Here is a 22626-nt window from a genome sequence, read left to right as displayed (position 1 = left end):
GAAATCCAATCGAGGGGGAACGAACCGATGACCACACCCATCCGCGTTGTCGTCTGGAACGAATTTCGCCATGAAAAGAAAGATGAACAAGTAAGAGCGATTTATCCGGAAGGAATGCATACCGTCATCGCGCGCTACCTGGCTGAAGCGGGGTTTGACGCTGCGACCGCTGTCTTGGACGAACCGGAGCACGGCTTGACCGACGAGGTGCTCGACCGGTGCGACGTCCTCGTCTGGTGGGGGCATATCGCCCATGACGAAGTGAAAGATGAGGTTGTCGAACGCGTCCACCGCCGCGTGCTGGAAGGAATGGGGCTCATCGTCCTTCATTCCGGTCATTTCTCGAAAATTTTCAAAAAGCTGATGGGGACGACATGCAATTTGAAATGGCGCGAAGCCGATGAAAAAGAGCGTCTCTGGGTCGTCGCCCCGGGCCATCCGATCGTGGAAGGAATCGGACCGTACATCGAGCTTGAGCAGGAAGAAATGTACGGCGAGTTTTTCGACATCCCCGAGCCGGACGAAACGATTTTCATCAGCTGGTTTGAAGGCGGAGAAGTGTTCCGCAGCGGCTGCACGTTCACGCGCGGGAAAGGGAAAATTTTCTACTTCCGCCCCGGCCATGAAACGTATCCGACGTACCATCACCCGGATGTGCTGAAAGTGATCGCCAACGCCGTCCGCTGGGCCGCGCCGGTCAACCGCGGGGAAATCGTTTTCGGCAACGTCAAGCCGCTTGAGCCGATCAAAGCGAAACAAGGAGGAGTGACGCCATGAACCGGATCAACGTCGGCATTATCGGCACGGGCTTTTCCGCTTCTTCCCATATTGAGGCGCTCCGCCGCCTGCCGTTTGTGAACATTGTCGCCATCGCCTCAAGCAGCCAAGAAAAAGCGGAGGAAGCCGCGCGCCGGTTCGGGATTCCGAAAGCATACGGCGACTACCGCGCTTTAATTGACGACCCCGATGTCGAAGCCGTTCACAACTGCACGCGCAACGTCCTCCATTTCCCGATCAACAAGGCCGCGCTCGAGGCAGGGAAACATTTGTTGTCGGAGAAGCCGCTCGCCATGGACAGCGAACAGTCGGCGGAATTAAAGCGGCTCGCTGCACAAAGCGAAAGCCTTAGCGCGGTCTGCTTCAACTACCGCCACTACCCGCTCGTTGTCGAGGCGAAAGAGCGGCTCGCCCGTGAGGCGAAGCGCGTTCATTTCGTGTACGGCGGCTATGTGCAAGACTGGCTCTTGTATGACACGGACTACAACTGGCGGCTCGACCCGGCGCAAAACGGCCCGTCGCGCGCCATCGCCGACATCGGCTCGCACTGGTGCGACACGGTGCAGTATGTGCTCGGCAAGAAAATCGTCGAAGTGTTTGCCGACTTGCGCACCGTCCATCCGGTTCGCTACAAGCCGAAACAGGAAGGGAGCACGTTTGCATCCGGCCGCAGCCAAGACGCGGAGCCAGTCCAGATTGACACCGAAGACGGCGGCAGCGTGCTCGTCCATTTTGACGACGGCACCCACGGGGCGTTTACGATTTCCCAAGTGAGCGCTGGCCGGAAAAACCGGCTCTATTTTGAAATCGCCGCCGATGAGATGACGCTCGCCTGGGACCAAGAGCACCCGAACCGCCTCTGGGTCGGACGCCGCAACGGCCCGAACGAAGAAATCGTCCGCGACCCAGCGCTCTTGTCGCCGCAAGCCGCTGCTTACGCCCATTATCCAGGCGGTCATGAAGAAGGCTGGCCGGACGGGCTGAAAAATTTGTTTCGTGATTTTTACAGCGCCATCATCCGGAAACAACGCGGCGAGGCGCTCGGGGAACTGCCGTTTGCGACGATCGCCGACGGCCATCATACGATGAGGATCGTCGACGCCATTTTGGAAAGCCATCGCACCAAACGGTGGGTGCGGGTGGCGGAATAAGCGGCGTCAGCACCGCGGAGACGTCGGCCTCGTTTCGCTGGCTGGGTGCTAGAATGATGCCACAACAAAATGGAACGGCGGAGCCGGCCGCCGACCGGCCGGCTTCACACCGCTAGAAAGGGGAGAAGAACGAGATGAAAGTAGGCGTATTTACCGTTTTGTATCAACAGCTGCCGTTGGAAGACATGCTCGACAAAGTCGCCGCCATGGGCATTGAGGCCGTTGAGCTTGGCACCGGAAATTACCCGGGCAACGCCCATTGCGATCCTGACGCGCTGTTGGACCAACCGGAAAAAATCAAAGCGTTGAAAAAAGCCGTCGCCGACCGCGGCCTTGTGATCAGCGCGTTAAGCTGCCACGGCAACCCGCTTCATCCGGACAAAGCGTTCGCGAAACAGTCGCATGATACATGGAGGAAAACGGTCAGGCTCGCTGAGCAGCTTGAAGTACCGGTCATCAACGCCTTCTCCGGCTGCCCGGGCGACCATCCCGGCGCCAAATACCCGAACTGGGTCACGTGCTCTTGGCCGCCGGATTACTTGGAAATTTTAAAATGGCAATGGGAAGAAGTCGTCATCCCGTACTGGCGCGAAGAAGCAGCGTTCGCCAAGGAGCACGGCATCACGCAAATCGCCTTTGAAATGCATCCGGGCTTCGTCGTCTACAACCCGGAAACGCTCCTCAAACTGCGCGAACACGTCGGTGAAGCGATCGGCGCCAACTTTGACCCGAGCCACCTGCTTTGGCAAGGCATCGACCCGGTTGAGGCGATCAAACTGCTCGGCCGCGAAAAAGCGATTTTCCATGTCCATGCGAAAGACACGTACCTAGACGAAGCGAACATCCGCAAAAACGGCGTGCTCGATACGAAACATTACAGCCAAATCCTCGACCGCTCGTGGGTGTTCCGCACCGTTGGCTACGGACAAAGCGAAAAAATGTGGCGCGACATCGTCAGCGCCCTGCGCGCCGTCGGCTACGACTACGTGCTGTCGATCGAACATGAAGACATGCTCGCTTCGATCGATGAAGGGCTGTCCAAAGCCGTCGCGCTTTTGAAAAAGGTGCTGTTCAAAGAAGAACTGCCGGAGATGTGGTGGGCGTAAAAAGAAGGCGGCAAGGGAAAATGATCCCTTGCCGCCCGCCGTTTCAGCGTAAGCGCGAAAAAGACCCTCCAACGCCTGCCAAGAGGCGCACCTGCTTTAGACCACTTGCGCCGTCTCGCGGCCAACGCGCCCTTTCATGAACAGCAGCCGGTGCCCGTCCACCGTCAAATCGATCATCGCGCCATCCAACACATCATCGCCTGACTTTTTTCCGTTTGCCTGCAAGTACGCGACCCGGTACCACTTGCGCCCGTACTCAAAATACATGTACCGCCCGCGCCGGAAATCGATCCAAAACTTCACCGCCTCGCCATTTACGTTCTTCCATACATACCCCCACGCCCGGTCTTGGCGGATCGGCGCCATTTTTGGACGCGCGGAATTGATGGCTTCATAATACAGGCGGTGTTTGATGTCAAACAGCACCATCCCGTTTGCCTCCCTCTAGAAATGTTGATTTATCAAGGCTTTTCGGCCCCTCAGGGGTGTCCAAAAAATATTTTTCGACAAAATCTCTTACATCCTTTTTCAGTTTTGTGGATATCTTACAGACCTAGGGTGCGCTTCGCGGCCACGGCTGGTTATATTTTCCTGCCGTGGGGGGAAGCGTATTCGATGCACCCTTTGGATCTCCGCGTCGCTGATGAGGACGAACCCTCCCATGTCTCCGGGCGTCTTCGCGCCAACATTCCCTCGTTCGGTCTCGTCATCAGGCGGAGGCCGGCCAAGCTCCTTTGGGGACTCAAGGTCGAATGGATAAAATCACGCCAGCTTCTCCGGTGTCATCCTGTTGTCCAACGATTCTTCCGTTCGCAGGGGGAGGCCTTAGGCCGCCCGTTGCACCTGGGACAAGACGTCCTGTTTCATTCGCTCCGCGTCAAAGGCTTGTTTCTTCGTACAAATCGCAAACAGCACATTCAACAGCTTCCGGCACAAGGCGACGATGGATTGCTTTCCGGTCAGCGGGTTGACGGATCGGGTCGTGTAATATTCATGCAGCTCGCGAAACGCCTCGTTGTGCCGGATCAGCGGAATCATCGCCCGAAACAGCACCGAGCGCAGCCGTTTCCGTCCCCGTTTGGAGATGTGCTTTTGCCCTTTGCGCTGGCCAGAGGAGTGCTCCTTGAGCGTCAGGCCCGCCAACTTCACCAATTGGCGCGGGTCCCGATAATGGGCGAAGCTGCCGATCTCCGCCAACAGATCGATGATCGTGGCGTCTCCCAACCCGTCGACCGTTTTCAACCATTGATACTCCATCGTCGTTTGAACCAATGCCTTCAACTCGGCGTCCAGTGCGGCGATCTCCGTCTCCAATTGGCGGTATCGGCGGACGAGCGCGGCGATCTCAAACCGGGCCATCGTCGTCCCTTCCGTCACCCCAATGGAGTCCTTCGCGGCGTTGATCAACGCCTGAATTTTGGCCTTCTGCGGGCATTTCAGCCCTTCGCTTTGCCGGTACACCTCGATGAGCTCCTCGGCGGTCCGACCGGCCATATCAGCCGGAAGCGGCGTCCACTCCAACACCGAAAGCGCCGTTTTCCCCAAGTCACGAAACACGGTCCAAAACTCTGGAAAATACCGATCCGTCCAGCGGACGATCGCGTTTTTCACCGCCGTCTGTTCCTTGCGGAGCTTCTCTTTGAGCGTGCTCCCCACGCGCAAATCGGCTTCAATCTCGTGCAGCAGCCGGGGGACGAGGAATCGTCCGTCTTTCGCCAGTCTGGCAATGACCAGGGCGTCTTTGGCGTCGTGTTTCGTCGGCAGGTTGTCATCGAGTTCTTTCGACCGGCACACATGCGCCGGGTTGACCATGACCAACGGGATCCCGTGCTCCTCGAGGAAGTAGGCCAGGTTCAACCAGTAGTGCCCGGTCGGCTCCACCGCGACGATCACCTCTGACTTCCCGAACGCTTGCATCGCCTCCTGAATCGCTTCATACAGCTGGCGAAAGCCCTCTTTCGACTGGAAGATCGGGAACGATTTGCGAAGCACACGCCCCCGGTCATCCACGAAGCAGGCGTAGTGGGTTCGTTTCGCGATATCGATGCCCACGACAAGCGTTTGTTCGGTGACTTGATCAATTTTATAGTTTTGTGTACAATTCATCTGAAGTCCTCCTTGGTATGGTGAGTGATGTGTTTGACACCCCTGCATCATACCAAGAGGGCTTTTTTTGATCAAGTCCCCGGAAAAGCTCCTAACGGGAATGCTCCTTTTGGACATGATACTATATGTATAGCGCCAAACGGGCAAAAATAGACATGCTGGCTCACTCATTTCGTCTCAGCATTCGCCCAGCGAGCAACCGAACGGCCAACGTCAACAGAAACATTGTAACGAGTGAGTATTCCCACTTCCAACCATGATATTCGATCAAATCCGTATGCCGTTCAAAGACAACCTCAAGGGCTGTCAGCACCGCCGCATACCCCGCGCATTGCGCCGCCACACCCGGCCAGCGCGCTCGGCGCGAGGTGGCATAGACGTACACACTGACAACCGGATAGAGAAGATATTCAAAAATGACGCTGTTATTTGTAGTTATTTGTATAAGAAGCAAAAAAACGGACCGGATACTCGAGCAGCCCGGCCCCCGCCACGATCGAACCGAAAAAACTCGCCGCATATGCATTCAGCAAAAACGACACCCATACATCCCGCGCCGGCAAAAAGCGGAAACTCAACAGCAAAAGCCCCACCCCGACCGCAACAAGCGCCCAAAGAATCCATTGTTCCATGATCGCCCCCTGGATGCGAATGATGTCGATTTTTCTTTAGCATGGGATGAAAGAGGGGGGAGTATGTGAAATTTTTGGTGTTTTCATTTTGCAACAGGCAATAGGCCTTAGAAGTGATGGTCTTATGTATGTTCTGTCCTATGAAAAAAAGTGGAATTTTGTAAAATAGTAGGCTCTTCACCACAAAATATACTTGACAATCAGGTTGTTTTCTGATCAAGGGTACAAAAAATGCGAAATTTCCTGTATGGTAAAGGTGACCAAACCATTATAAATGCACCTTGAAAAGTTAACCTTTGCATCACGCTGCACACCCCAAGCGTCGAAGCACCTCTTCCGGTTGTTGATCTATATATTCCATAAACCGGGCAATGGCTTGGTCAATATCCATTTGATCTTTGTGAAACACATTGGCAATGACCGCATCCTTGAGCCATTTCCACAAGCGTTCGATGGGATTCAGCTGTGGGGAATAAGGAGGTAAAAAGATCAAGTGAAACGATTCCCCTTCTTGGCGCAAGAAATCTCTCACCATTTTGGCATGGTGGATGCGGGCATTGTCGAGCACGAGCACGATCAGCTGGTCTGGATAACGGCTCTTCAAGATCTTTAAAAAATCCAAAAACGTCGTCGCATTCGCAGCGACTGCTCGATGAAGAACGGTGTCCCCATTGAGCACATTCACCGCCCCAAATACAGAAACGTGGGCATGATGGCCGTACGTGGGCACTTGTTTTTGTCGGCCTGCCTCCGACCAAGTGGCCCGCAGGATTTGATAAGACCGGACATGAGTTTCATCGGCATATAAAAGAATCGTATCGGGAGTGATCAATTTTTTTTAATGAGATCCATTTGTTTCTCAAACGCCTGCTGTTGTTCGGCATCGCCTTTGGCCAGGGTATAGGTGGGACGAGTCCAAGACAATCTCATTCGATGTAAAAGTTTGCGAATTCCTTCCCGGGACATGTCCACCTCGTAGTGTTCACGGATATAAGACTGAAGAATCCGCGTATTCCAAGAAGAAGCGATGTCCCAACCGAGTTCGGCCGGGGTGTGGGTCAAGATCGTCTGTTTCAGTTCCTGTTGCTGTTCCAGTGTCAAAAACGGCTCCCGGCCCGGCGGATATTTCCGATCGAGCAGGAGATCGAGCCCTCCTTCGTTGAATAAGGAGACATAAAATGCGACGCTTTGGCGGCACAGGTTGAGCATGGAAGCGACGTCTTTCCCCAGATACCCTTCCATGACGAGGCGAACGGCCATGACGCGTTGACGCAGGGAAATGTTTTTGATTTTTTTCTCTTCCTTTCGAAGGGTTCGTGGCGTCCATCCATGGTCATTGGTGATTTTCAATCGTTTCATTCCGTTTCCGCTCCTTTTCTTCGTGAAGTACCTAGGAGCAGTATAACCGGGGTGGAAGCCACTTATACGGACGTTAATGTTTCAATGTGCATCTATATAAATAAAGCTTGCTCTTTTTAAAAGTCTTTTAATGGAACGGTTTGCTTCATATAAAACAATATTTTGGTCAATAGTTTTTAACACTTTATTTTCCATGACAATTTGTCCGTTAATGATGGTTGTTTCGACGTCATCTCTCGAAGCAGAATAAACGATTCGAGAAATGGGATCGACATCATAGGAAGGATACGTATGGAAATTGTTCAAATTTAAGATAACTAAATCTGCTTTTTTGCCAACTTCAATACTTCCAATTTCATTCTCTAATCCTACTGCTTTGGCACCGCCAATTGTGGCCATTTCGAAGACGCTTCTGGCATTCATAGCTGTAGGTCCGTATGTAGGTTTCTGGATAAGTGCTGCTAGTCTCATTTCATTAAACATATTTAAATTGTTATTGCATGGGGCTCCATCGGCACCTAGGCTTAAAGAAACGCCCATGCTGAGTAAATCTGGAATATCAGCGATTCCTGATGCCAGTTTTAAATTTGATCCGGGACAATGACTGATATGAACCCCTTTTTCTTTGATTATTTTCTTTTCCTGCTCATTTAGCCATATGCAGTGGGCTAGTATCAATCGTTCATTTGCCAGCCCCAGATAATCAAGATATTCAATGTTTCTCATGCCTGTTTCTTTTTGCACTATTTCAACTTCTTTTCGATTTTCTGCTGCATGGGTATGGACTTTCACATTATACTCTTCTGATAAATTTCTGATCTCTTTCAATAACTCTTCCGTACATGAAATGACAAAGCGAGGAGAGAAGGCATAGCGAATTCTCCCATTATCAAACATATTCCATTTTTCTAACAAATCGACGCTTTTTTGTATAGAATCAGACGTCTTTTCTTGTAATCCAATTGGAACATCATCGCCTTTATCCATCATCACTTTTCCTGACAAAGCTCTTATCCCGCTTTTGGCGATGGCTTGAAAAGCAAACTCTGTATGATGGACTGTTTCCATATCGACTACCGTCGTTGTCCCGCTTTGAATAAGTTCCCCGATTCCAAGCATTGCAGAATAATAGATTGAATCTTCATCATGTGCTGCTTCCAATGGCCATATTCGCTTTTTCAACCAATCTAGTAACTCTAAATCATCTCCTCTCCCTCGGAAAAGAGTTTGGCATAAGTGAATGTGAGTTTGTATAAATCCCGGTATAACGGTACGATTTTTCGCATCGATGATTTTATCAACATGATTTGGATTTAATTCTGAACCGATTGAGTGAATCGTGTCATTTTTTATGAAAATGTCGCCAATTATAATCTCATTAGCTGGATTCATTGTAATAATTTGTGCATTTTTAATTAACAAAGTTCCCATTCGATTCCCCCCCATTGCTTGTCGCAACTATTTTATTGTTGGCTAACATAGCGTAAATAATAGCTGTTTATATGAATGCAAATTGACTTTTCAGCATGAGTGAAACGTTTTAACAACTCGTTTTACTGATGTTTTTTAATCTATGGTTGGTGTACAAGCATATGTATTCGTCGTTGATAACGATATCCTAAAATAAAGATAAATACATTTCAACAAATATGTAACAAATTATTACATGTATTCAAAGCGGAAAATAAAATTAGCCGTATTCGAAATTATTTCATTTTTTGTGTTATAAAAAATAACAAATTAAATGATAAAAAATTCTAAAAAAAATATAATCGAAATCGAATCATTAATATTTCGTGAGGAGGTCGATTGTTTGGAGAGCGGTATTTTACTTTTACTTAGTCTCAATAGGCACAACTGAACATTTATATACTAAAGGGGGACAAAGAAGGAAGTGAGAAAGTATTTCCAGTTTGATGAACTCGGCACAAACTACCGGACAGAAATCGTTGCCGGGTTAACGACGTTCTTATCGATGGCTTATATTTTATTTGTAAACCCGTTCACGCTTTCATTGGGAGCGGTGAAAGATTTTCCGAACGAACTTCGAATTGATCAAGGTGCGGTGTTTGTCGCAACCGCATTGGCTGCGGCGTACGGCTCGATTTTGATGGGGATTTTAGCAAGATATCCGATCGCGTTAGCGCCAGGGATGGGATTGAATGCGTTTTTTGCATTTACGGTTGTATTGCATATGCAAATTCCTTGGCAAACAGCGTTAGCAGGCGTATTTGTTTCAGGAATGATCTTTACAGTTTTAACGTTGACAGGTATTCGCGAAAAAATTATTGATGCGATTCCGATAGAATTAAAATATGCGGTCGGAGCGGGAATTGGTCTATTCATTACATTTATCGGATTCCAAAACGCTGGAATCATTGTCGACAATCCAGCGACGTTAGTCGGTTTAGGTGATTTTAAAAACGGGAATACGTTATTGGCCATTTTCGGTTTGTTTGTTACTGTTGTTTTAATGGTGAAAAAAGTAAATGGCGGTGTTTTTTACGGAATGGTGATTACCGCTGTTGTAGGAATGATTGTTGGATTAATTGAAGTTCCGCATAAAATTGTTGGAGCGATTCCTGACATTTCTCCTACTTTTGGAGTGGCGTTCGAACATTTGGACGACATTTTTACCTTAAAAATGTTAGGGGTTGTGTTAACGTTCTTTATCGTTGACTTTTTTGATGCGACCGGAACGCTTTTAGCGGTGGCGAACCAAGCGGGATTGTTAAAGGACAACAAGTTGCCGCGCGCAGGAAAAGCACTGCTTGTCGATGCGACAGCAGTGATGGTCGGAGCGATTTTCGGAACATCAACAACGACTTCTTACATTGAGTCATCCGCAGGTGTTGCGGCAGGCGGACGTTCAGGATTTTCAGCCGTTGTCACAGGGATTTTATTTTTGTTAGCGTTATTCTTCTCGCCGTTATTAAGCGTTATTACTGCTCCGGTAACAGCGCCAGCTCTAATTATCGTCGGGGTGTTAATGGCGTCTTCAATTGGGGAGATTGATTGGAAAAAATTAGAGGTTGCTGTCCCAGCCTTTTTCACGCTGATCACGATGCCGCTTTCTTACAGCATCGCCACGGGAATTGCGGTCGGTTTCATCTTCTATCCAATCACTATGATCTTAAAGGGCCGCGGCAAAGAAGTTCACCCAATTCTATATGTATTGTTTTTTGTTTTCCTTGCTTACTTTGTGTTCTTAAGAGAATAGAACGAAAAGAGGGTGCTCGCGAAAAAGGGTATCCCGTTTTACTTCTTTTTGTTATTTTCACTGTTTCCAACCAAAACCTCGGCTTATTATTTTCGGCGCCAGCCCTGATGCGGTTTCTCTTGCCAGTTTTGCAGCAAAAACCGGCTTTTCTGTTACTGTATGTGATTGGAGAGCAGCGCTATGCAATAAAAAAATTTTTCCTAATGCAGATCAGCTCATTGTTGGATCCCTGCAAGAAGCAGTATCGAAATTACAGTTTACCCCTCGGGATTTTGTTGTCATTTTAACTCATCAATTTCAACGAGATAAAGAACTGTTGTAATTGCTGGCGGAAAAAGACTTGCGGTACATCGAGGTGATAGGTTCTAAACAACGAACTTCTCGATTACTTGACTTCGGAGAATTGCCATTTCAAATCAGCACACCGGTCGGATTGACTATTGGAGCTGAAGGCCCTGAAGAAATTGTTATTAGTATTCTTGCTGAATTAATTCACGTAAAAAAGATGCTGTTAAAAAGCAAGGTGCCATTTTTATGAAATCCGTTAGAATTTTGGGATTTTCTTAGCGGCGGGAAAAAGCAGCCGAATGGGGACACATAAGCTTTCCCTTCCCATCAGGGATCGGACGATAGGAAGTTTATCTCTGTATGCGGCTGTTACATCTGAACTTGACCATATCTTTGCAATTACAAGAGGGGATGACACGTTAGATTGGATTGATTGGGTGTTAAGAATGAAAGCATTGAAAAATCGCTGGACGGTTGTCCGTTGTTGCGAGGCAGAAAAAGGGCAATCGTTCTCTTTAAAAGCGGGTTTATCTAGGGCAAAAGAGGAGAAAGCAGATGGGGTGGTCGTTCTCCTTGCTGATCAGCCTTTTATTCGAGCAGAAATGATTAACGAACTAATCTTTCAGTACGAACAATACGTAAGCAACCATAAAAAACTAGATTTTGTAGCCGCGATGTTTGGGAACTTATTAAGGCCGCCTGTTTTACTATCAAAAAATCTTTTTCTAAAACTGATAACACTCACAGGAGATGCTGGTGCACAAGGAATTATACGCCAAAATCCCGATTTAAACGGGATTTCCATCATCTATGAAGATCGAAAGGCTTTTTTGATATTGATACAAAGGAAGATTACCAATTGGCGAGAGAAGGAGGGATATAAAAATGAGCATGAGGATACTGGCTGCAAAAGTTTGGACTCCAACAGACATTAAAGAGGCATGGACATTAAGGGAAAAATTTCATTTGCAATCATGCTTTGTTGCTGGAGGGACACTGCTACAAACTCAGTGGGAAAAGGGGGTACCGTATCCTCCTCAACTGATAAGTCTTGAAAAAGTAGAAGGACTTGAGGGGATTAACTACAAAACGGAAGGAACAAAACGTTTTCTACAGATTGGTGCAATGACCAAGTTGGCCACTTGTCGCAATCATCCTGTTATTAAAGAAAAGTGGTCTTTATTATCAACAGCAATTCAGCAAATTGCTGCGCCAGCCATTCGTAACTTAGGAACGATTGGTGGAAATGTAGCCTATGGATTTGGTGATGCCATTCCTGCTCTTTTAACGATGGATGCGGAAGTGTCATACTTTGATGGAAAAACAATAAAAACCGAAAAACTAGATCATTGGTTGAATACAAGACAAAATAAGGAGGTTCTCCTTACTGGCGTCATTCTGCCAGAATATCGTCACTCTTCATTTGTTACTCAATTTTATAAAAAGGTTGGACGGAGAGAGGCTTTTTCAGGATCAGTTGTGACGGTTTCAGGAGTGATAGGCAAAAATGATGCAGGGGTGATCGATTTTGTTCGATTAGCAGTAGGTGGAGGAGATAATCGTCCTCATCGTTTAAAAGCAACAGAACAATTGCTAATAGATCAAATGATAAATCCCAAGTTGTTAAGGAATGTATATGAAACGATCCTTAATGAATTTCATCCCATTTCTGATGTTTTTTACTCTGATGACTATCGGCGATGGGTGACGGCCAATATCATTATTTCCGAATTAAGTAGATTGGAGGGATAATCATGAAATTTACCTATTCTAACAATTTACAGAGATCCCTTATACGACCAGATGGAGTAGATAAGGTAACAGGTAAATTAAAGTTTTTAACAGATCTTTCTTTTCCTAATATGCTTCATGGGAAAATTTTACGTAGTGCGTATCCTCATGCCAAAATTATTTCTATCTCTACAAAAAAAGCGGAAGAGTTGCCGGGAGTGCGAGCTGTTATTACTAGTAAAGATGTGCCGGGATTAAATCGATTTGGGTTAATTTTTCCCGATCAGCCGGTTTTGTGCGATGAGCGGGTTCGATATGTAGGAGATGCTGTTGCTGCTGTGGCAGCAGAAACGGAAGAAATAGCGGAAAAAGCGCTTCAGCTAATCGAAGTGGAATATGAGCCTTTGCCTGTTATCGATGATCCGGAACAGGCTCTTCTTCCTTCAGCACCTCGATTACATCCTGACGGAAATATTCTTCATCAAGCTTCCTATCAAAAAGGAAATGTAGAAGAAGCCTTTCAAACATGTGATGTGATTGTGGAAGAAACGTATGAGTTGCCTCGTCAAATGCACGCGTATATGGAAACGGAAGGAGGGGTGATTGTTCCAGAAAAGGATGGAAGGATTACTGTGTATGTCGGAACACAACATGGATATAAAGATCGTTTCCAATTAGCCCGAATTTTAAATGTTCCTGAAAGTAAAATCAGGGTGGTTTCCAGTCCAATCGGCGGATCTTTCGGCGGCAAAGATGAGTTGAATATTCAGCCGTACGGTGCATTATTGGCGATAAAAACTGGATGTCCGGTGAAAATTCACCAAAGCAGACGCGAATCTGTTAGATCCGGACTAAAAAGGCACCCAATGAAGATTACGATGAAGACAGGTGCCAGCCGTAATGGTAAAATTCTTGCTCATCAAGTACGAATTATTGCGGATACGGGTGCTTACGCTACGTTAGGTCCGGCTGTATTAGATTTTGCGGTTGAGCATGCAACAGGACCTTATATTATCCCAAATGTGCATGTTGAAGGGTTAAGTGTCTATACAAACAATGGTGTTGCTGGAGAGTTCAGAGGATTTGGAGGAAATCAAGTGACCTTTGCGTTGGAGGGGCAAATCGACCGTTTGGCGGTCAAGCTTGGAATCTGTCCAATGGAGTTGAGAAAAAGAAATCTCCGCAAAGCCGATGATCTAGGTCCAGTAGGTCAAGAGATTGCACCTACTGATGGGGCAGCACAAGTTTTAAAAGCGATTAGTCAATCTCCTCTTTTAAATAAAAAAGAGAGCATAGAGTGGGGAGAAGGCACTGATCGATGGAAAAAAACAGGTATAGGCGTTGCCATTGCGATGCACGGAGGAGGACTTGGATATGGACGTTTAGACCCAGCAGGGGGCCGTCTATCGTTAAATGAGGATGGAAAAATTGAAATTGCTTTCGGCTTCGAAGAATTTGGCCAAGGGCTGCTTTCTGTCATTGAACAGCTAGTAATAAAAGAAATAGGCTGCTCAGCAAATGATATAAAAATCACGATTGGCGATACTGATCGCGTTCCCCGCTCCGGTTCTTCTACCGCTTCACGGGGAACAAGCATGGTGTGGCATGCGCTTCAACGGATGAAAGATCCTTTTAAAAAAAGATTATTAGAAAAAGCTTCTCAATGCACTGGAGTGCCAGCCACTCAATTGTATTTAGGTCCCATTGGAATTTGGTCCTGCGGATTGAATTCTGAGCCTCTCATCACTTATCAGCAAATAGCCCATGAAACGAAGGATGATCCCATCCAAATCGAGACGGAATTTCATTTTCCAACGACTCCTCATTCCATTCCTGGCGGGCACTATTTATATTCTTTTGCCGCTTGTGCGGTAAAAGTCGAAGTAGATGAATTAACGGGAATAGTGCGAGTGAAAAATTTGGAGCAGGCGGTTGCTGCAGGTCCGGTGATTTATCCAACAGGCTACTTGGGGCAAATTGAAGGTGGCTCAGTTATGGCATTAGGATATACGTTACTAGAAGAAGCGATAATGGAAAAGGGAAAGTACGTAACAGAAAATTTCGACTCCTATCTTATTCCTACCATAAATGATATTCCGCATTCTATGGATATAACAGCTATAGAAGAATTGTACGAGGGAGATCCTTATGGTCCAAGAGGTGTAGGCGAAATTGGGACGGTGGCCGTTGCTCCGGCGATTGCTAAAGCTATTTATGACGCGATTGGCTTGTGGGTTACTAAGCTGCCTGTGTCTCGTGAGGAAATTGTAAAAGCAGTGAATCAAAGGGAGATGAGAGAGTGGTTGACAACAAAATTGTAGGAAAAGCTAAACCTCCGTTGGAGGAAAAAATAAAAATCTCGCTTATTGTTAATGAACAAGCAAAGGAACTGTTTGTAGATGCAACTATGCGTCTTGTTGATATACTAAGAGAAGAATTGCAATTAACGGGCACAAAAGTTTCTTGTGGAATTGGTCGATGCGGTGCCTGTTCAGTCATTATGGATGGAAAATTAGTCAATTCTTGCTTAGTGAGGGCCTATCAATCAGATCAGAAGGAGATTATAACGATTGAAGGTCTAGGAAGGAATGGACTTCATCCGATTCAAAAGGCTTTTTTGGAAGAAGGAGGCTTTCAATGCGGATACTGCACACCGGGAATGATAATGGCTGTAAAATCCATTTTTGATCAATATGCCAATCCAACTGCGGAGCAAATTCTCGAAGGATTATCAGGAAATCTTTGTAGATGTACCGGTTATGGCGGCATCATCAGAGCGATTCAGAAACTGGCTCAATTATAAAAATATAAAGAGTACGGGTTTTCCCGCAAGTTTGCGGGAGATCTTTTTATAATCGGTTTCATAGCGTAACAAAAGGGCTGATTCAACGTGTATTTGAATCAGCCCCATATATTTTTAGCTTCCTCGATATACTTGATATCCCCACGGAGAGATGAGCAAAGGAATGTGGTAATGGGAATTAGGTTGGGAAATTCCAAAGTGAACTACAACTTTATCTAAAAATAGAGGTTCATCCAATTTTAGGCCTTTTCTCAGAAAATAATCACCGATGTAAAATACAAGTTCATATTTCCCTGGAACGATTTCGTGCTCATCTAATAATGGCCGGTCAATGCGACCATGTTGATTTGTGATAGTCGTTTGCAGCAACCATTTTTTTGTTTCCAATTCATCATCGAAACGAAACAACTTTATTTTTACATTTTCAGCTGGTGTTCCATGTGTTAAATCTAAAATATGTGTCGTTAACCCGCTCATCTAAGTGCTCCTTTATATTGAATTTCAGCAGAAAGCATTTTGTGTTGCAAGTCTTCTTGTGTAACAGTAAAGCACTGAAATCCGTATGGTGGTCGCGGTTCAGTATATACTTTTCCTTGTGATCCAGGAATTTCTTCAACGATTTTATCCCATGTATGGTTTTGAGATTCAAAGTTTATTTCTTGGAGTTGAGGGAATCTTTCTAATATTCTGCAACCGATTAAATAAATTAAGTGTTGGATGGAAAGTGTTTCTGTTTCATGAAATACCGAAGTGGCAATGTCGCGAATTTGTTCGGCTGCAACATAATATTCTGGATTATCACCAAATGAGTCTTCAATGTTTTTGTATTTCCATTTGATGTTTAAGTAAACAAATAGCGGGCGGTTTGTATCCTCTGGAAGGGTTGTGTATTCGTCGCGAATAAAACCGACAAAAGAATTACCGCTAACTTTAATTAATTGAAGGTCAGAAATTCCGCTGTATTGATCGATAATATCTATACTGTCATTTTCTCTTCGAACCATGTTTAAAGTAGCAAAGGAATATTCATTTCGGGATCTTTTAAAAACTAGGTCACTAGCTGTTATATTTCCATCACTTAATGTGAAAGTTGTTTCAAATGGAATTTCCTCTCCAATCAATGAAATAGTTTCAATATGAGAATATTTCTTTAAAAATGAAGTTGCTACATATTTTAAAAATCCTTCAATCGTTGTTCCTGTATAGCTGGCTAAATGTCTTTGAATAAAATTTTTCATCGAGTCCGTTGCAACGACTAAGCTATTATCTCCTTCCGTAAAAGAGGTTAACAACTTTGCTCCTCCCACTGCTATTTTTACATTTACTCCAAAAATAATATTATTTCGACCAGAAAAAGAAGATTCAGGAATCGTTCTTATCCCTGTAAGTGGTTTTAAATTTGTGCGGTAGGCAAATACGTCTCCTTTTCCATAATACATGACTCTTTCTTTATTATTGGTCATAGAAATCATCTCTCCCCCATTAATTATTTCTTGTAAACGAAACATCGCGATTTTTTTTATTTCTTCTAATGCTTGTTCAAACTCTGTTCTATAATTATTTTTTAGTCTTTCTTTTATCGTTCTATAAATATCTTGTTTTGTTTTTCCGCGAACTGCCATTACGAAAGGGAATCCAAACTTATCCATATATTCTTTGTTGAGTAGCATTAGATGATTATGTTCATCTTCTGTTAATTCATTTAATCCAGCATGTTTCTGTTCCTTTTGAGAGAAATCTGTTACTTTTGCATTAGTGCCTAAATGTGGGTGCATTCTAATTAATTTTAATTTTTCGTTCTCCGAAGCTGTTTCGACAATCTCCACCATTTTATCATATAGAGATTGAAATGAGGAGAATGGCCGATAGGGCTCTGCCCGTTCTGCCACCCATGAAGAATGCTCAAAAACTCCTCCTAATTGATTAATAAATTCAGAAGCACTCATTTCGTTTAATTGTTCTAATCGCATCATTTTCCCCCTTTTCTTGTGATTCTATTCTATTGTTGTTTTTAAAGTGTTATTAACAGTTGGCTTTTCCTTTAATGAAAGATTAAAAAACAAGTTTAAGATAATAGCAGTTAAGCTGCCTGTTACAATTCCATCTCCTAAAAGAATTCGCATGATTTGCGGCAATTGAGCAAAGAGATTAGGGACCACTGTTGAACCAAGCCCTAATGCAATCGAGCAGGCTACGATTAATAAGTTATTTTGCTGTTGAAAATCTACAGAGCTAAGCATTTTAATGCCTGAGGAAACTACCATTCCAAACATGACAACCATTGCTCCCCCTAATACAGGAGTAGGGATAATGGTTGTAAAGGCAGCGATTTTAGGAATTAACCCAAGCAAAACAAGAATGCTGCCAGCGGCAATTACAACGTTTCTCGTTTTAATCTTGGTTAGTTGAACAAGTCCGACATTTTGAGCAAAAGTGCTGTAAGGAAATGCGTTAAATAGGCCGCCTAAAATAAATGACAATCCTTCAGCGCGGTATCCGCGAACTAAGTCTTGATCGTTAATATCTTGTTCACAAATTTTGCTTAGCTATTCCAAAAAACTTGTTCTTCCAAGCTTGAAGTAATGTTGCAATTCCGCATGTCAGCAAATCGATGGCTACTAAATATGCTAGCTCCTTTGACGATAGATGTAACGCTCTTCCGACGATCAGAGGAACTAAAATGGCGCCAGCATACATGGCTAATACATGCTGTAAACCGAGAGAAACAATTTGGGCCTTTCCAAGATTTTTGTTCAATGGCATTCCCTCCTCTTTTTTGTAAATAAAATGACATTAATTGTTGCTTTATATAACATAATAAAGTAAGGTGATGTAGATGTCATTAGTTAATTTGTACAATTATTTTTTTAGAGGAGTTGACAAATTGCATAAAAAACAAAAAGTTCAGTATGAAATTAGGCGGAGTAGGTAAATATCGATGTTACAAAATCTAACAATTATAAAAAAGACTTTTTTTATAAATGAAGTAAATTTTTGATGCGAAACGCTAAACGAAGGCGGAAGGTAGTATCAGGATCTTTTAGGCTTTTTCCGATTAGTTTTTCGCAATTTTCTAAACGATAAATTACGGTATTTCGATGAACGTATAGTTTCTTCGCTGTTTCTGAAATTTGACAATGGTTCTCTAGAAATACAAATAATGTATGCAATAGGATTTGGTTTTCGTGTATAGACTGATCTGATAATTTTTGTAATGTTTCGTTGTAAAAATCTTTTAAATCTTGTGTGGGGATCATCTGTAAAAGTTCGGAAATATCTTTTCTTCGATAGATTTGAATAAACTGGCGATTTCCTGACAGCCGGCCAGTCTGCAATGCTTCCAAAGCTTCCCTGAATCCTTTTTGGACATCTAAAAATTGTTGGCATAAGTTGCTAAGTCCGAAAGAAACAGTCCGATTATATCTGTTTTTGATTTTAATCTGCAGCTCTTCTAGGAAAGGGAGAATGATCGTATTGAGTTCTGTCCAAGATTCTGTGATAGGGAATAGTAAAATACAAATATTTCCTTTTACGAAATGATGAATGGATTTAGAAAAGATGTGACTTTCTTCTTCTATAAACTCAAAAATAGTATCAATTTCTTTGTGGGATTCTGTGAAACTTAACATCGTCCTGCTCTCATCAAGTTTTCCAACTGCACAAATATAGGATTGGTCGTTGATAATCTGAAATTCTTTTGCCTTAATAGTCACTTCTTCTAGGGATTGAAATGCCCCTTCTGTAAAATTAATAAAAAACTCATTGCGCACTTTTTTTGTGTATTGTTTTAATGCATTTTCTTTCATTAATTCAAAGGAAATAACATTGGCTGCTTGCTCAATGGTTAAAATCATTGACGGGTTAGAAAAGGGAATCATACCTATTACAGCTAAGCAACCGCTGTTTTCCTCATGGGTGTAGATTGGAAATACAGAAACAACCTCTCGGTTAGATATAATGGAAAAACAAGAATAAGAAGTGTTTGGTAAAAAAAAGCGAAATCCATTTGTGTATAGTTTCCTGAGTTCATCAGAAAGATTGGAGAACGGATGAGAAGAACCGATAATTCGAAAATGCTTATTCAGTAATATAATTGGATATTTAATCATGGAAGATAAGCTTCTGAGCAAGGATGTTAACCCTTTGCCACTCATAATATGCTTGGTAAATTTTTGATGCGTTTCAATAGCTAAGAGCAATTCATTTGTTCGTTTATCAAGAATATAACTTAATAATTGGTTGACAACTTCTCCTAATGAAATATCTATTGGCAGTTCTATGATGGGGAATCCGATTTCATTGGCATAGGCAAGAGCGTTTTCCGGAATTTCTTCTAAAAACCGTTTTGTTTTAATGGCAAGACCTGCACATTGTTGTTCCACCATGCTTTTGATTAACTCAAGTAAGTCGTGTGGGTTGTCTTTAAGGTGATATGCTGTAGTTACAAGTAATTCATTCGGTTTTAAGTAATAGATGATATCGGGAGCATCCATCATATTTACACTATACACCTCTCTTTCTTTTCCCTTATGCCCCGCAATTAATCTTGCATTGTGGAAAGCAGGTATATGTAATATATCTGAAATCTTCATACTCCTCACTCCTTTTGGTTAAATTGCACAAAAAATTATAAAATTTATAGCGATTTTACCAATGATTATAGAGGAAAATCAAGCTAAAATCAACTTATATAACACAATATGTTATATTTTATAACATTTTATATAACATTTATTTTCATTTGAAAAAGAAAGAGGCGAGAGTGGGGATGCAGACGCTTTATCAAAAAGTAAACGCAGATCGAATCGTACGGCGGATTGAAGAACTTGCGAAATGCAGCATGACTAAAAAAGGAGTGACCCGCCTTTCCTTTTCAAGGGAAAGCGAAATGGCTAATGAGCTGGTGGCGCAATGGATGCAGGAAGCAGGCATGACAGTTCGCAGGGATGGTCTTAATAATATCATCGGTCGTTACGAAGGGAAATGGCCTGACGCGCCAGTACTGCTCATTGGGTCGCATCTCGACTCTATCATTGAAGCTGGGAAATATGACGGGGTACTTGGCGTGATTGCAGCGATTGAAGTGATTCAAACCCTATATGAAAACGGTATGAGACCCAACAATCCAATTGAAGTGATCGGCTTTTGCGATGAGGAAGGTGCTAGATTTCATACAACGCTGCTTGGCAGTCGGGCAATTGCGGGTAATCTGCGGGAAGAAGAACTGTTTGCGAAAGATGCAAATGGGATTACATTGGCAGAAGCCATGAAAGAGATCGGTCTTGATCCATTTCAATACCACACGGCTGCCCGTCATCCGAAAACAATCCTTGGTTATCTTGAATTGCATATTGAACAAGGTCCAATTCTTGAACAAATGAATCAAGCCTGCGGGGTCGTATCCGGGATTGCTGGACAGTCCCGATATAAATTCCGGGTGGAAGGATTAGTGGGGCATGCGGGAACCGTACCGTTGCCGCTGAGAAAAGACGCACTTGCCGGAACAGCAGAAATGATCCTGGCAATCGAACAGATCGTTCTCCAATATGAGAATCTGATGGCTACCGTAGGAAAGCTGTCTGTATTTCCGGGGGCCAGCAATGTGATTCCGGGATTGGTCGAAGGAACACTTGATGTCCGGTCGATTGACGATGGAACTAGAAGAACCGCACTGAACCGAATCATAGAGGAATGTAAGGAGATTGCCAAACAACGGGGATTAGTTTGCGAGTTTACAAAAGTCATGGAATCTCCTGCTGTGCTATGTTCGAGTCGTTTTATCGATGTGATTTCTTCGGTTCTCGAGGAGCGCAAAATGAAGTCAGTTCGACTTGTTAGCGGAGCGGGACATGATGCGATGGCATTAGCTTCTATAACTGACATTGGCATGATCTTTGTCAGATGCAAAAATGGTCTGAGTCATCATCCTGACGAATTTGTAGCAGCCGAGGACATTAAAATAGGAACCTCTGTGCTGCTGGATGTTGCTCTGAAGTTGACATCATAAAAAAGTCTTAAGATTAGAAGGGGGAATCATCAATGGCAACTATCAAATGTCAAGCGAAGCAGGAAATTTTGCAATGGATTGAATCTGAAAGGCACAACCTCATCAAATTTCTACGGGAACTGGTCGCCATACCGTCGGACAATCCGCCGGGCGACTGTTATGCCATCGCAGAGCACATTTATAAACGTCTGCATGATTTTCAATTTGAAGATGTCGCGCTGTTGGAAGTAGACCCGGAGGAAGTCAGGGAAAAAGGGATGGTTCGGGTGGCAAACGTTGTCGCTAAAACCATCTTTGGGGACGGAAAAGGGCCTGAAATTGTCCTCAACGCTCATGGAGATGTGGTGGCGCCGGGACTTGGCTGGACGTATGATCCGTATGGCGGACAAATCGTTGACGGGAAGCTGTATGGTCGCGGTGCTGCCGTATCCAAATCGGACATTGCATCGTATACCTTCGCGGTCATGGCCCTTCGTCAAGTGACAGAGAAGTTGTCGGGCAAAGCGTCCTTGGCATTTAACTTCGATGAGGAGACAGGCGGAGAAATCGGTCCGAAGTGGATGATCGAAAAGGGATATATTCAGCCGGATATGGCGTTTTCAGCTGGATTCACGTATTCGATTGTAAACTCCCATAACGGATGTCTGCACCTTGAGATACGAATCAAAGGCAAGTCGGCACATGCAGCAGCGCCGTATACAGGACATGACGCCATCGAAGCGATGACCGGTGTGCTACAGGCGCTGTACGACTATCGCCGGACGTTAGATCAAAAACGTTCCAGTGTTCCTGGAATCGAGTCTCCCACATTAGTAGTCGGATTAATCTCGGGAGGAATCAACACTAACGTGGTGCCGGATCAGTGCACAATCCGGATTGACCGCCGGTTGATCCCTGAGGAAGACGGGGAACAGGTGGAAATGGAAATTCGCGAACTGGTGGAACAGGTGGTTAAGCGCTATGAAGGAATCCGGGCGGAGTTTGAACGCATACTGCTGGCGAAAAGCTTCAAGCCGACACCGGTAGATTCCCCATTGATCCAGACGCTTATGGCAAACTGGAAAGAAATTATGGACGGAGAGCCAGAGATTCACGGAATTCCGTTGTACACCGATGCGAGACATTTTGCGGAAGCCGGAGTTCCTGTCGTCCTGTTTGGCGCGGGTCCTCGGACCTTGTTGGAAGCCAACGGCCATCGGGCGGATGAACATGTCCGGATTGAAGATTTGGTCAAAGCAACAAAAATTGTGGCACTTACTCTTTATGATTTGCTTCGGACAGACAAATAACTTTATTCTCTTTGCGCTTTAAACAACAAAAGAGGACTCCTTGGTACCGCGAGTTGGCTGGTCGTTGTGGAAACAGAATTGCCTACCAAGGAGTGCCCAAAATCCTTTGAATGTGATGGAATCCAACCGTGTTCTTGTCATTACACTTTTTGTTTAT

Annotated in this window: 20 protein-coding genes and 2 pseudogenes; 11 read left to right on the top strand and 11 right to left on the bottom strand. The window is 44.6% G+C overall.

The genetic code is table 11. The features are described from left to right. Positions 1 to 27: 27 nt before the first annotated feature. From GHH_RS10825 to GHH_RS10815, 3 genes are all read left to right on the top strand, one after another. The gene (locus GHH_RS10825; protein WP_015375209.1) at positions 28 to 777 is read left to right on the top strand and encodes a ThuA domain-containing protein; all 750 of its coding nucleotides are present in this window, start codon (positions 28 to 30) and stop codon (positions 775 to 777) included. After that, positions 774 to 1928, top strand: coding sequence for a Gfo/Idh/MocA family protein (locus GHH_RS10820; RefSeq protein ID WP_015375208.1), 1155 nt, complete (start codon positions 774 to 776; stop codon positions 1926 to 1928). Before GHH_RS10825 ends, GHH_RS10820 begins: the two co-directional genes overlap by 4 nt. 134 nt (positions 1929 to 2062) lie before the next feature. Then, positions 2063 to 3034 carry a sugar phosphate isomerase/epimerase gene (locus tag GHH_RS10815; protein WP_013144983.1) on the top strand — a complete coding sequence of 324 codons (972 nt, stop codon included), beginning with the start codon at positions 2063 to 2065 and terminating at the stop codon, positions 3032 to 3034. Positions 3035 to 3130: 96 nt separating this feature from the next. On the opposite strand, the gene GHH_RS10810 is transcribed toward GHH_RS10815, so the two are convergent. From GHH_RS10810 to GHH_RS10785, 7 genes are all read right to left on the bottom strand, one after another. Beyond that, positions 3131 to 3463 carry a hypothetical protein gene (locus tag GHH_RS10810; protein ID WP_015375207.1) on the bottom strand — a complete coding sequence of 111 codons (333 nt, stop codon included), beginning with the start codon at positions 3461 to 3463 and terminating at the stop codon, positions 3131 to 3133. Between the two features lie 396 nt (positions 3464 to 3859). Continuing rightward, the gene (locus GHH_RS10805; protein ID WP_015375206.1) at positions 3860 to 5140 is read right to left on the bottom strand and encodes an IS110 family transposase; all 1281 of its coding nucleotides are present in this window, start codon (positions 5138 to 5140) and stop codon (positions 3860 to 3862) included. Between the two features lie 163 nt (positions 5141 to 5303). Next, positions 5304 to 5525: a CBO0543 family protein gene (locus GHH_RS19550; protein WP_231925949.1), complete on the bottom strand. Its 222-nt coding sequence runs from the start codon at positions 5523 to 5525 to the stop codon at positions 5304 to 5306. Between the two features lie 40 nt (positions 5526 to 5565). Further along, entirely contained in the window at positions 5566 to 5772 is a 207-nt protein-coding gene (locus GHH_RS19545) for a hypothetical protein (protein ID WP_015375205.1), read from the bottom strand. A gap of 301 nt (positions 5773 to 6073) precedes the next feature. Beyond that, the gene (locus GHH_RS10795) at positions 6074 to 6604 is read right to left on the bottom strand and encodes an IS630 family transposase (RefSeq protein ID WP_015375204.1); all 531 of its coding nucleotides are present in this window, start codon (positions 6602 to 6604) and stop codon (positions 6074 to 6076) included. Then, positions 6601 to 7131, bottom strand: coding sequence for a winged helix-turn-helix domain-containing protein (locus GHH_RS10790; protein ID WP_015375203.1), 531 nt, complete (start codon positions 7129 to 7131; stop codon positions 6601 to 6603). The genes GHH_RS10795 and GHH_RS10790 overlap by 4 nt, the downstream gene beginning before the upstream one ends. A gap of 81 nt (positions 7132 to 7212) precedes the next feature. Continuing rightward, on the bottom strand, positions 7213 to 8562 hold the full coding sequence (locus GHH_RS10785; protein WP_015375202.1) for a 5'-deoxyadenosine deaminase: 1350 nt from the start codon (positions 8560 to 8562) through the stop codon (positions 7213 to 7215). A 463-nt stretch (positions 8563 to 9025) separates the two neighbouring features. On the opposite strand from GHH_RS10785, the gene GHH_RS10780 reads away from it, so the two are divergent. From GHH_RS10780 to GHH_RS10755, 6 genes and pseudogenes are all read left to right on the top strand, one after another. Beyond that, positions 9026 to 10351 carry an NCS2 family permease gene (locus GHH_RS10780; RefSeq protein WP_015375201.1) on the top strand — a complete coding sequence of 442 codons (1326 nt, stop codon included), beginning with the start codon at positions 9026 to 9028 and terminating at the stop codon, positions 10349 to 10351. 85 nt (positions 10352 to 10436) lie between these two features. Further along, positions 10437 to 10889 (top strand): annotated as a pseudogene (locus GHH_RS19540) (XdhC family protein). Positions 10890 to 10908: 19 nt separating this feature from the next. Beyond that, a complete protein-coding gene (locus GHH_RS10770; RefSeq protein ID WP_256380232.1) occupies positions 10909 to 11574 on the top strand; it encodes a nucleotidyltransferase family protein in 666 nt (221 codons plus the stop codon). Further along, the gene (locus GHH_RS10765) at positions 11525 to 12391 is read left to right on the top strand and encodes an FAD binding domain-containing protein (protein ID WP_015375199.1); all 867 of its coding nucleotides are present in this window, start codon (positions 11525 to 11527) and stop codon (positions 12389 to 12391) included. Before GHH_RS10770 ends, GHH_RS10765 begins: the two co-directional genes overlap by 50 nt. 2 nt (positions 12392 to 12393) lie before the next feature. Continuing rightward, a complete protein-coding gene (gene pucD, locus GHH_RS10760; protein WP_015375198.1) occupies positions 12394 to 14691 on the top strand; it encodes a xanthine dehydrogenase subunit D in 2298 nt (765 codons plus the stop codon). Then, complete coding sequence (locus GHH_RS10755; RefSeq protein ID WP_015375197.1) at positions 14670 to 15173, top strand: (2Fe-2S)-binding protein; 504 nt, start codon at positions 14670 to 14672, stop codon at positions 15171 to 15173. Before pucD ends, GHH_RS10755 begins: the two co-directional genes overlap by 22 nt. A gap of 114 nt (positions 15174 to 15287) precedes the next feature. On the opposite strand, the gene uraH is transcribed toward GHH_RS10755, so the two are convergent. The 4 genes and pseudogenes from uraH to GHH_RS10735 form a co-directional block, all read right to left on the bottom strand. Further along, positions 15288 to 15650, bottom strand: coding sequence for a hydroxyisourate hydrolase (gene uraH / locus GHH_RS10750; RefSeq protein ID WP_015375196.1), 363 nt, complete (start codon positions 15648 to 15650; stop codon positions 15288 to 15290). Continuing rightward, entirely contained in the window at positions 15647 to 17146 is a 1500-nt protein-coding gene (pucL, locus tag GHH_RS10745; protein WP_041470521.1) for a factor-independent urate hydroxylase, read from the bottom strand. Before pucL ends, uraH begins: the two co-directional genes overlap by 4 nt. A 21-nt stretch (positions 17147 to 17167) precedes the next feature. Beyond that, positions 17168 to 17936 (bottom strand): annotated as a pseudogene (locus tag GHH_RS18345) (solute carrier family 23 protein). A gap of 212 nt (positions 17937 to 18148) precedes the next feature. After that, positions 18149 to 19765, bottom strand: a complete 1617-nt coding sequence (locus GHH_RS10735) for a PucR family transcriptional regulator (protein ID WP_015375193.1) — start codon at positions 19763 to 19765, stop codon at positions 18149 to 18151. 176 nt (positions 19766 to 19941) lie between these two features. On the opposite strand from GHH_RS10735, the gene GHH_RS10730 reads away from it, so the two are divergent. Continuing rightward, the gene (locus GHH_RS10730) at positions 19942 to 21180 is read left to right on the top strand and encodes an allantoate amidohydrolase (RefSeq protein WP_041470520.1); all 1239 of its coding nucleotides are present in this window, start codon (positions 19942 to 19944) and stop codon (positions 21178 to 21180) included. 32 nt (positions 21181 to 21212) lie between these two features. Then, on the top strand, positions 21213 to 22469 hold the full coding sequence (locus GHH_RS10725; protein ID WP_015375191.1) for an ArgE/DapE family deacylase: 1257 nt from the start codon (positions 21213 to 21215) through the stop codon (positions 22467 to 22469). Positions 22470 to 22626: the final 157 nt, after the last annotated feature.

It is taken from the genome of Geobacillus sp. GHH01 (assembly GCF_000336445.1).
Classification (GTDB): domain Bacteria; phylum Bacillota; class Bacilli; order Bacillales; family Anoxybacillaceae; genus Geobacillus; species Geobacillus zalihae.
The sequence above is the reverse complement of the archived record's forward strand: the minus strand, read 5'-3'. Positions and strand labels throughout refer to the sequence as shown.

Coding starts and splice junctions, on each gene's coding strand:
- pucL (WP_041470521.1), bottom strand. CDS start 17,146: ATGATGCGATTAGAACAATTAAACGAAATGAGTGCTTCTGAATTTATT.
- GHH_RS10820 (WP_015375208.1), top strand. CDS start 774: ATGAACCGGATCAACGTCGGCATTATCGGCACGGGCTTTTCCGCTTCT.
- GHH_RS10815 (WP_013144983.1), top strand. CDS start 2,063: ATGAAAGTAGGCGTATTTACCGTTTTGTATCAACAGCTGCCGTTGGAA.
- GHH_RS10725 (WP_015375191.1), top strand. CDS start 21,213: ATGGCAACTATCAAATGTCAAGCGAAGCAGGAAATTTTGCAATGGATT.
- GHH_RS10825 (WP_015375209.1), top strand. CDS start 28: ATGACCACACCCATCCGCGTTGTCGTCTGGAACGAATTTCGCCATGAA.
- GHH_RS10810 (WP_015375207.1), bottom strand. CDS start 3,463: ATGGTGCTGTTTGACATCAAACACCGCCTGTATTATGAAGCCATCAAT.
- GHH_RS10790 (WP_015375203.1), bottom strand. CDS start 7,131: ATGAAACGATTGAAAATCACCAATGACCATGGATGGACGCCACGAACC.
- uraH (WP_015375196.1), bottom strand. CDS start 15,650: ATGAGCGGGTTAACGACACATATTTTAGATTTAACACATGGAACACCA.
- GHH_RS10735 (WP_015375193.1), bottom strand. CDS start 19,765: ATGAAGATTTCAGATATATTACATATACCTGCTTTCCACAATGCAAGA.
- pucD (WP_015375198.1), top strand. CDS start 12,394: ATGAAATTTACCTATTCTAACAATTTACAGAGATCCCTTATACGACCA.
- GHH_RS10730 (WP_041470520.1), top strand. CDS start 19,942: ATGCAGACGCTTTATCAAAAAGTAAACGCAGATCGAATCGTACGGCGG.
- GHH_RS10785 (WP_015375202.1), bottom strand. CDS start 8,562: ATGGGAACTTTGTTAATTAAAAATGCACAAATTATTACAATGAATCCA.
- GHH_RS10765 (WP_015375199.1), top strand. CDS start 11,525: ATGAGCATGAGGATACTGGCTGCAAAAGTTTGGACTCCAACAGACATT.
- GHH_RS10805 (WP_015375206.1), bottom strand. CDS start 5,140: ATGAATTGTACACAAAACTATAAAATTGATCAAGTCACCGAACAAACG.
- GHH_RS19545 (WP_015375205.1), bottom strand. CDS start 5,772: ATGGAACAATGGATTCTTTGGGCGCTTGTTGCGGTCGGGGTGGGGCTT.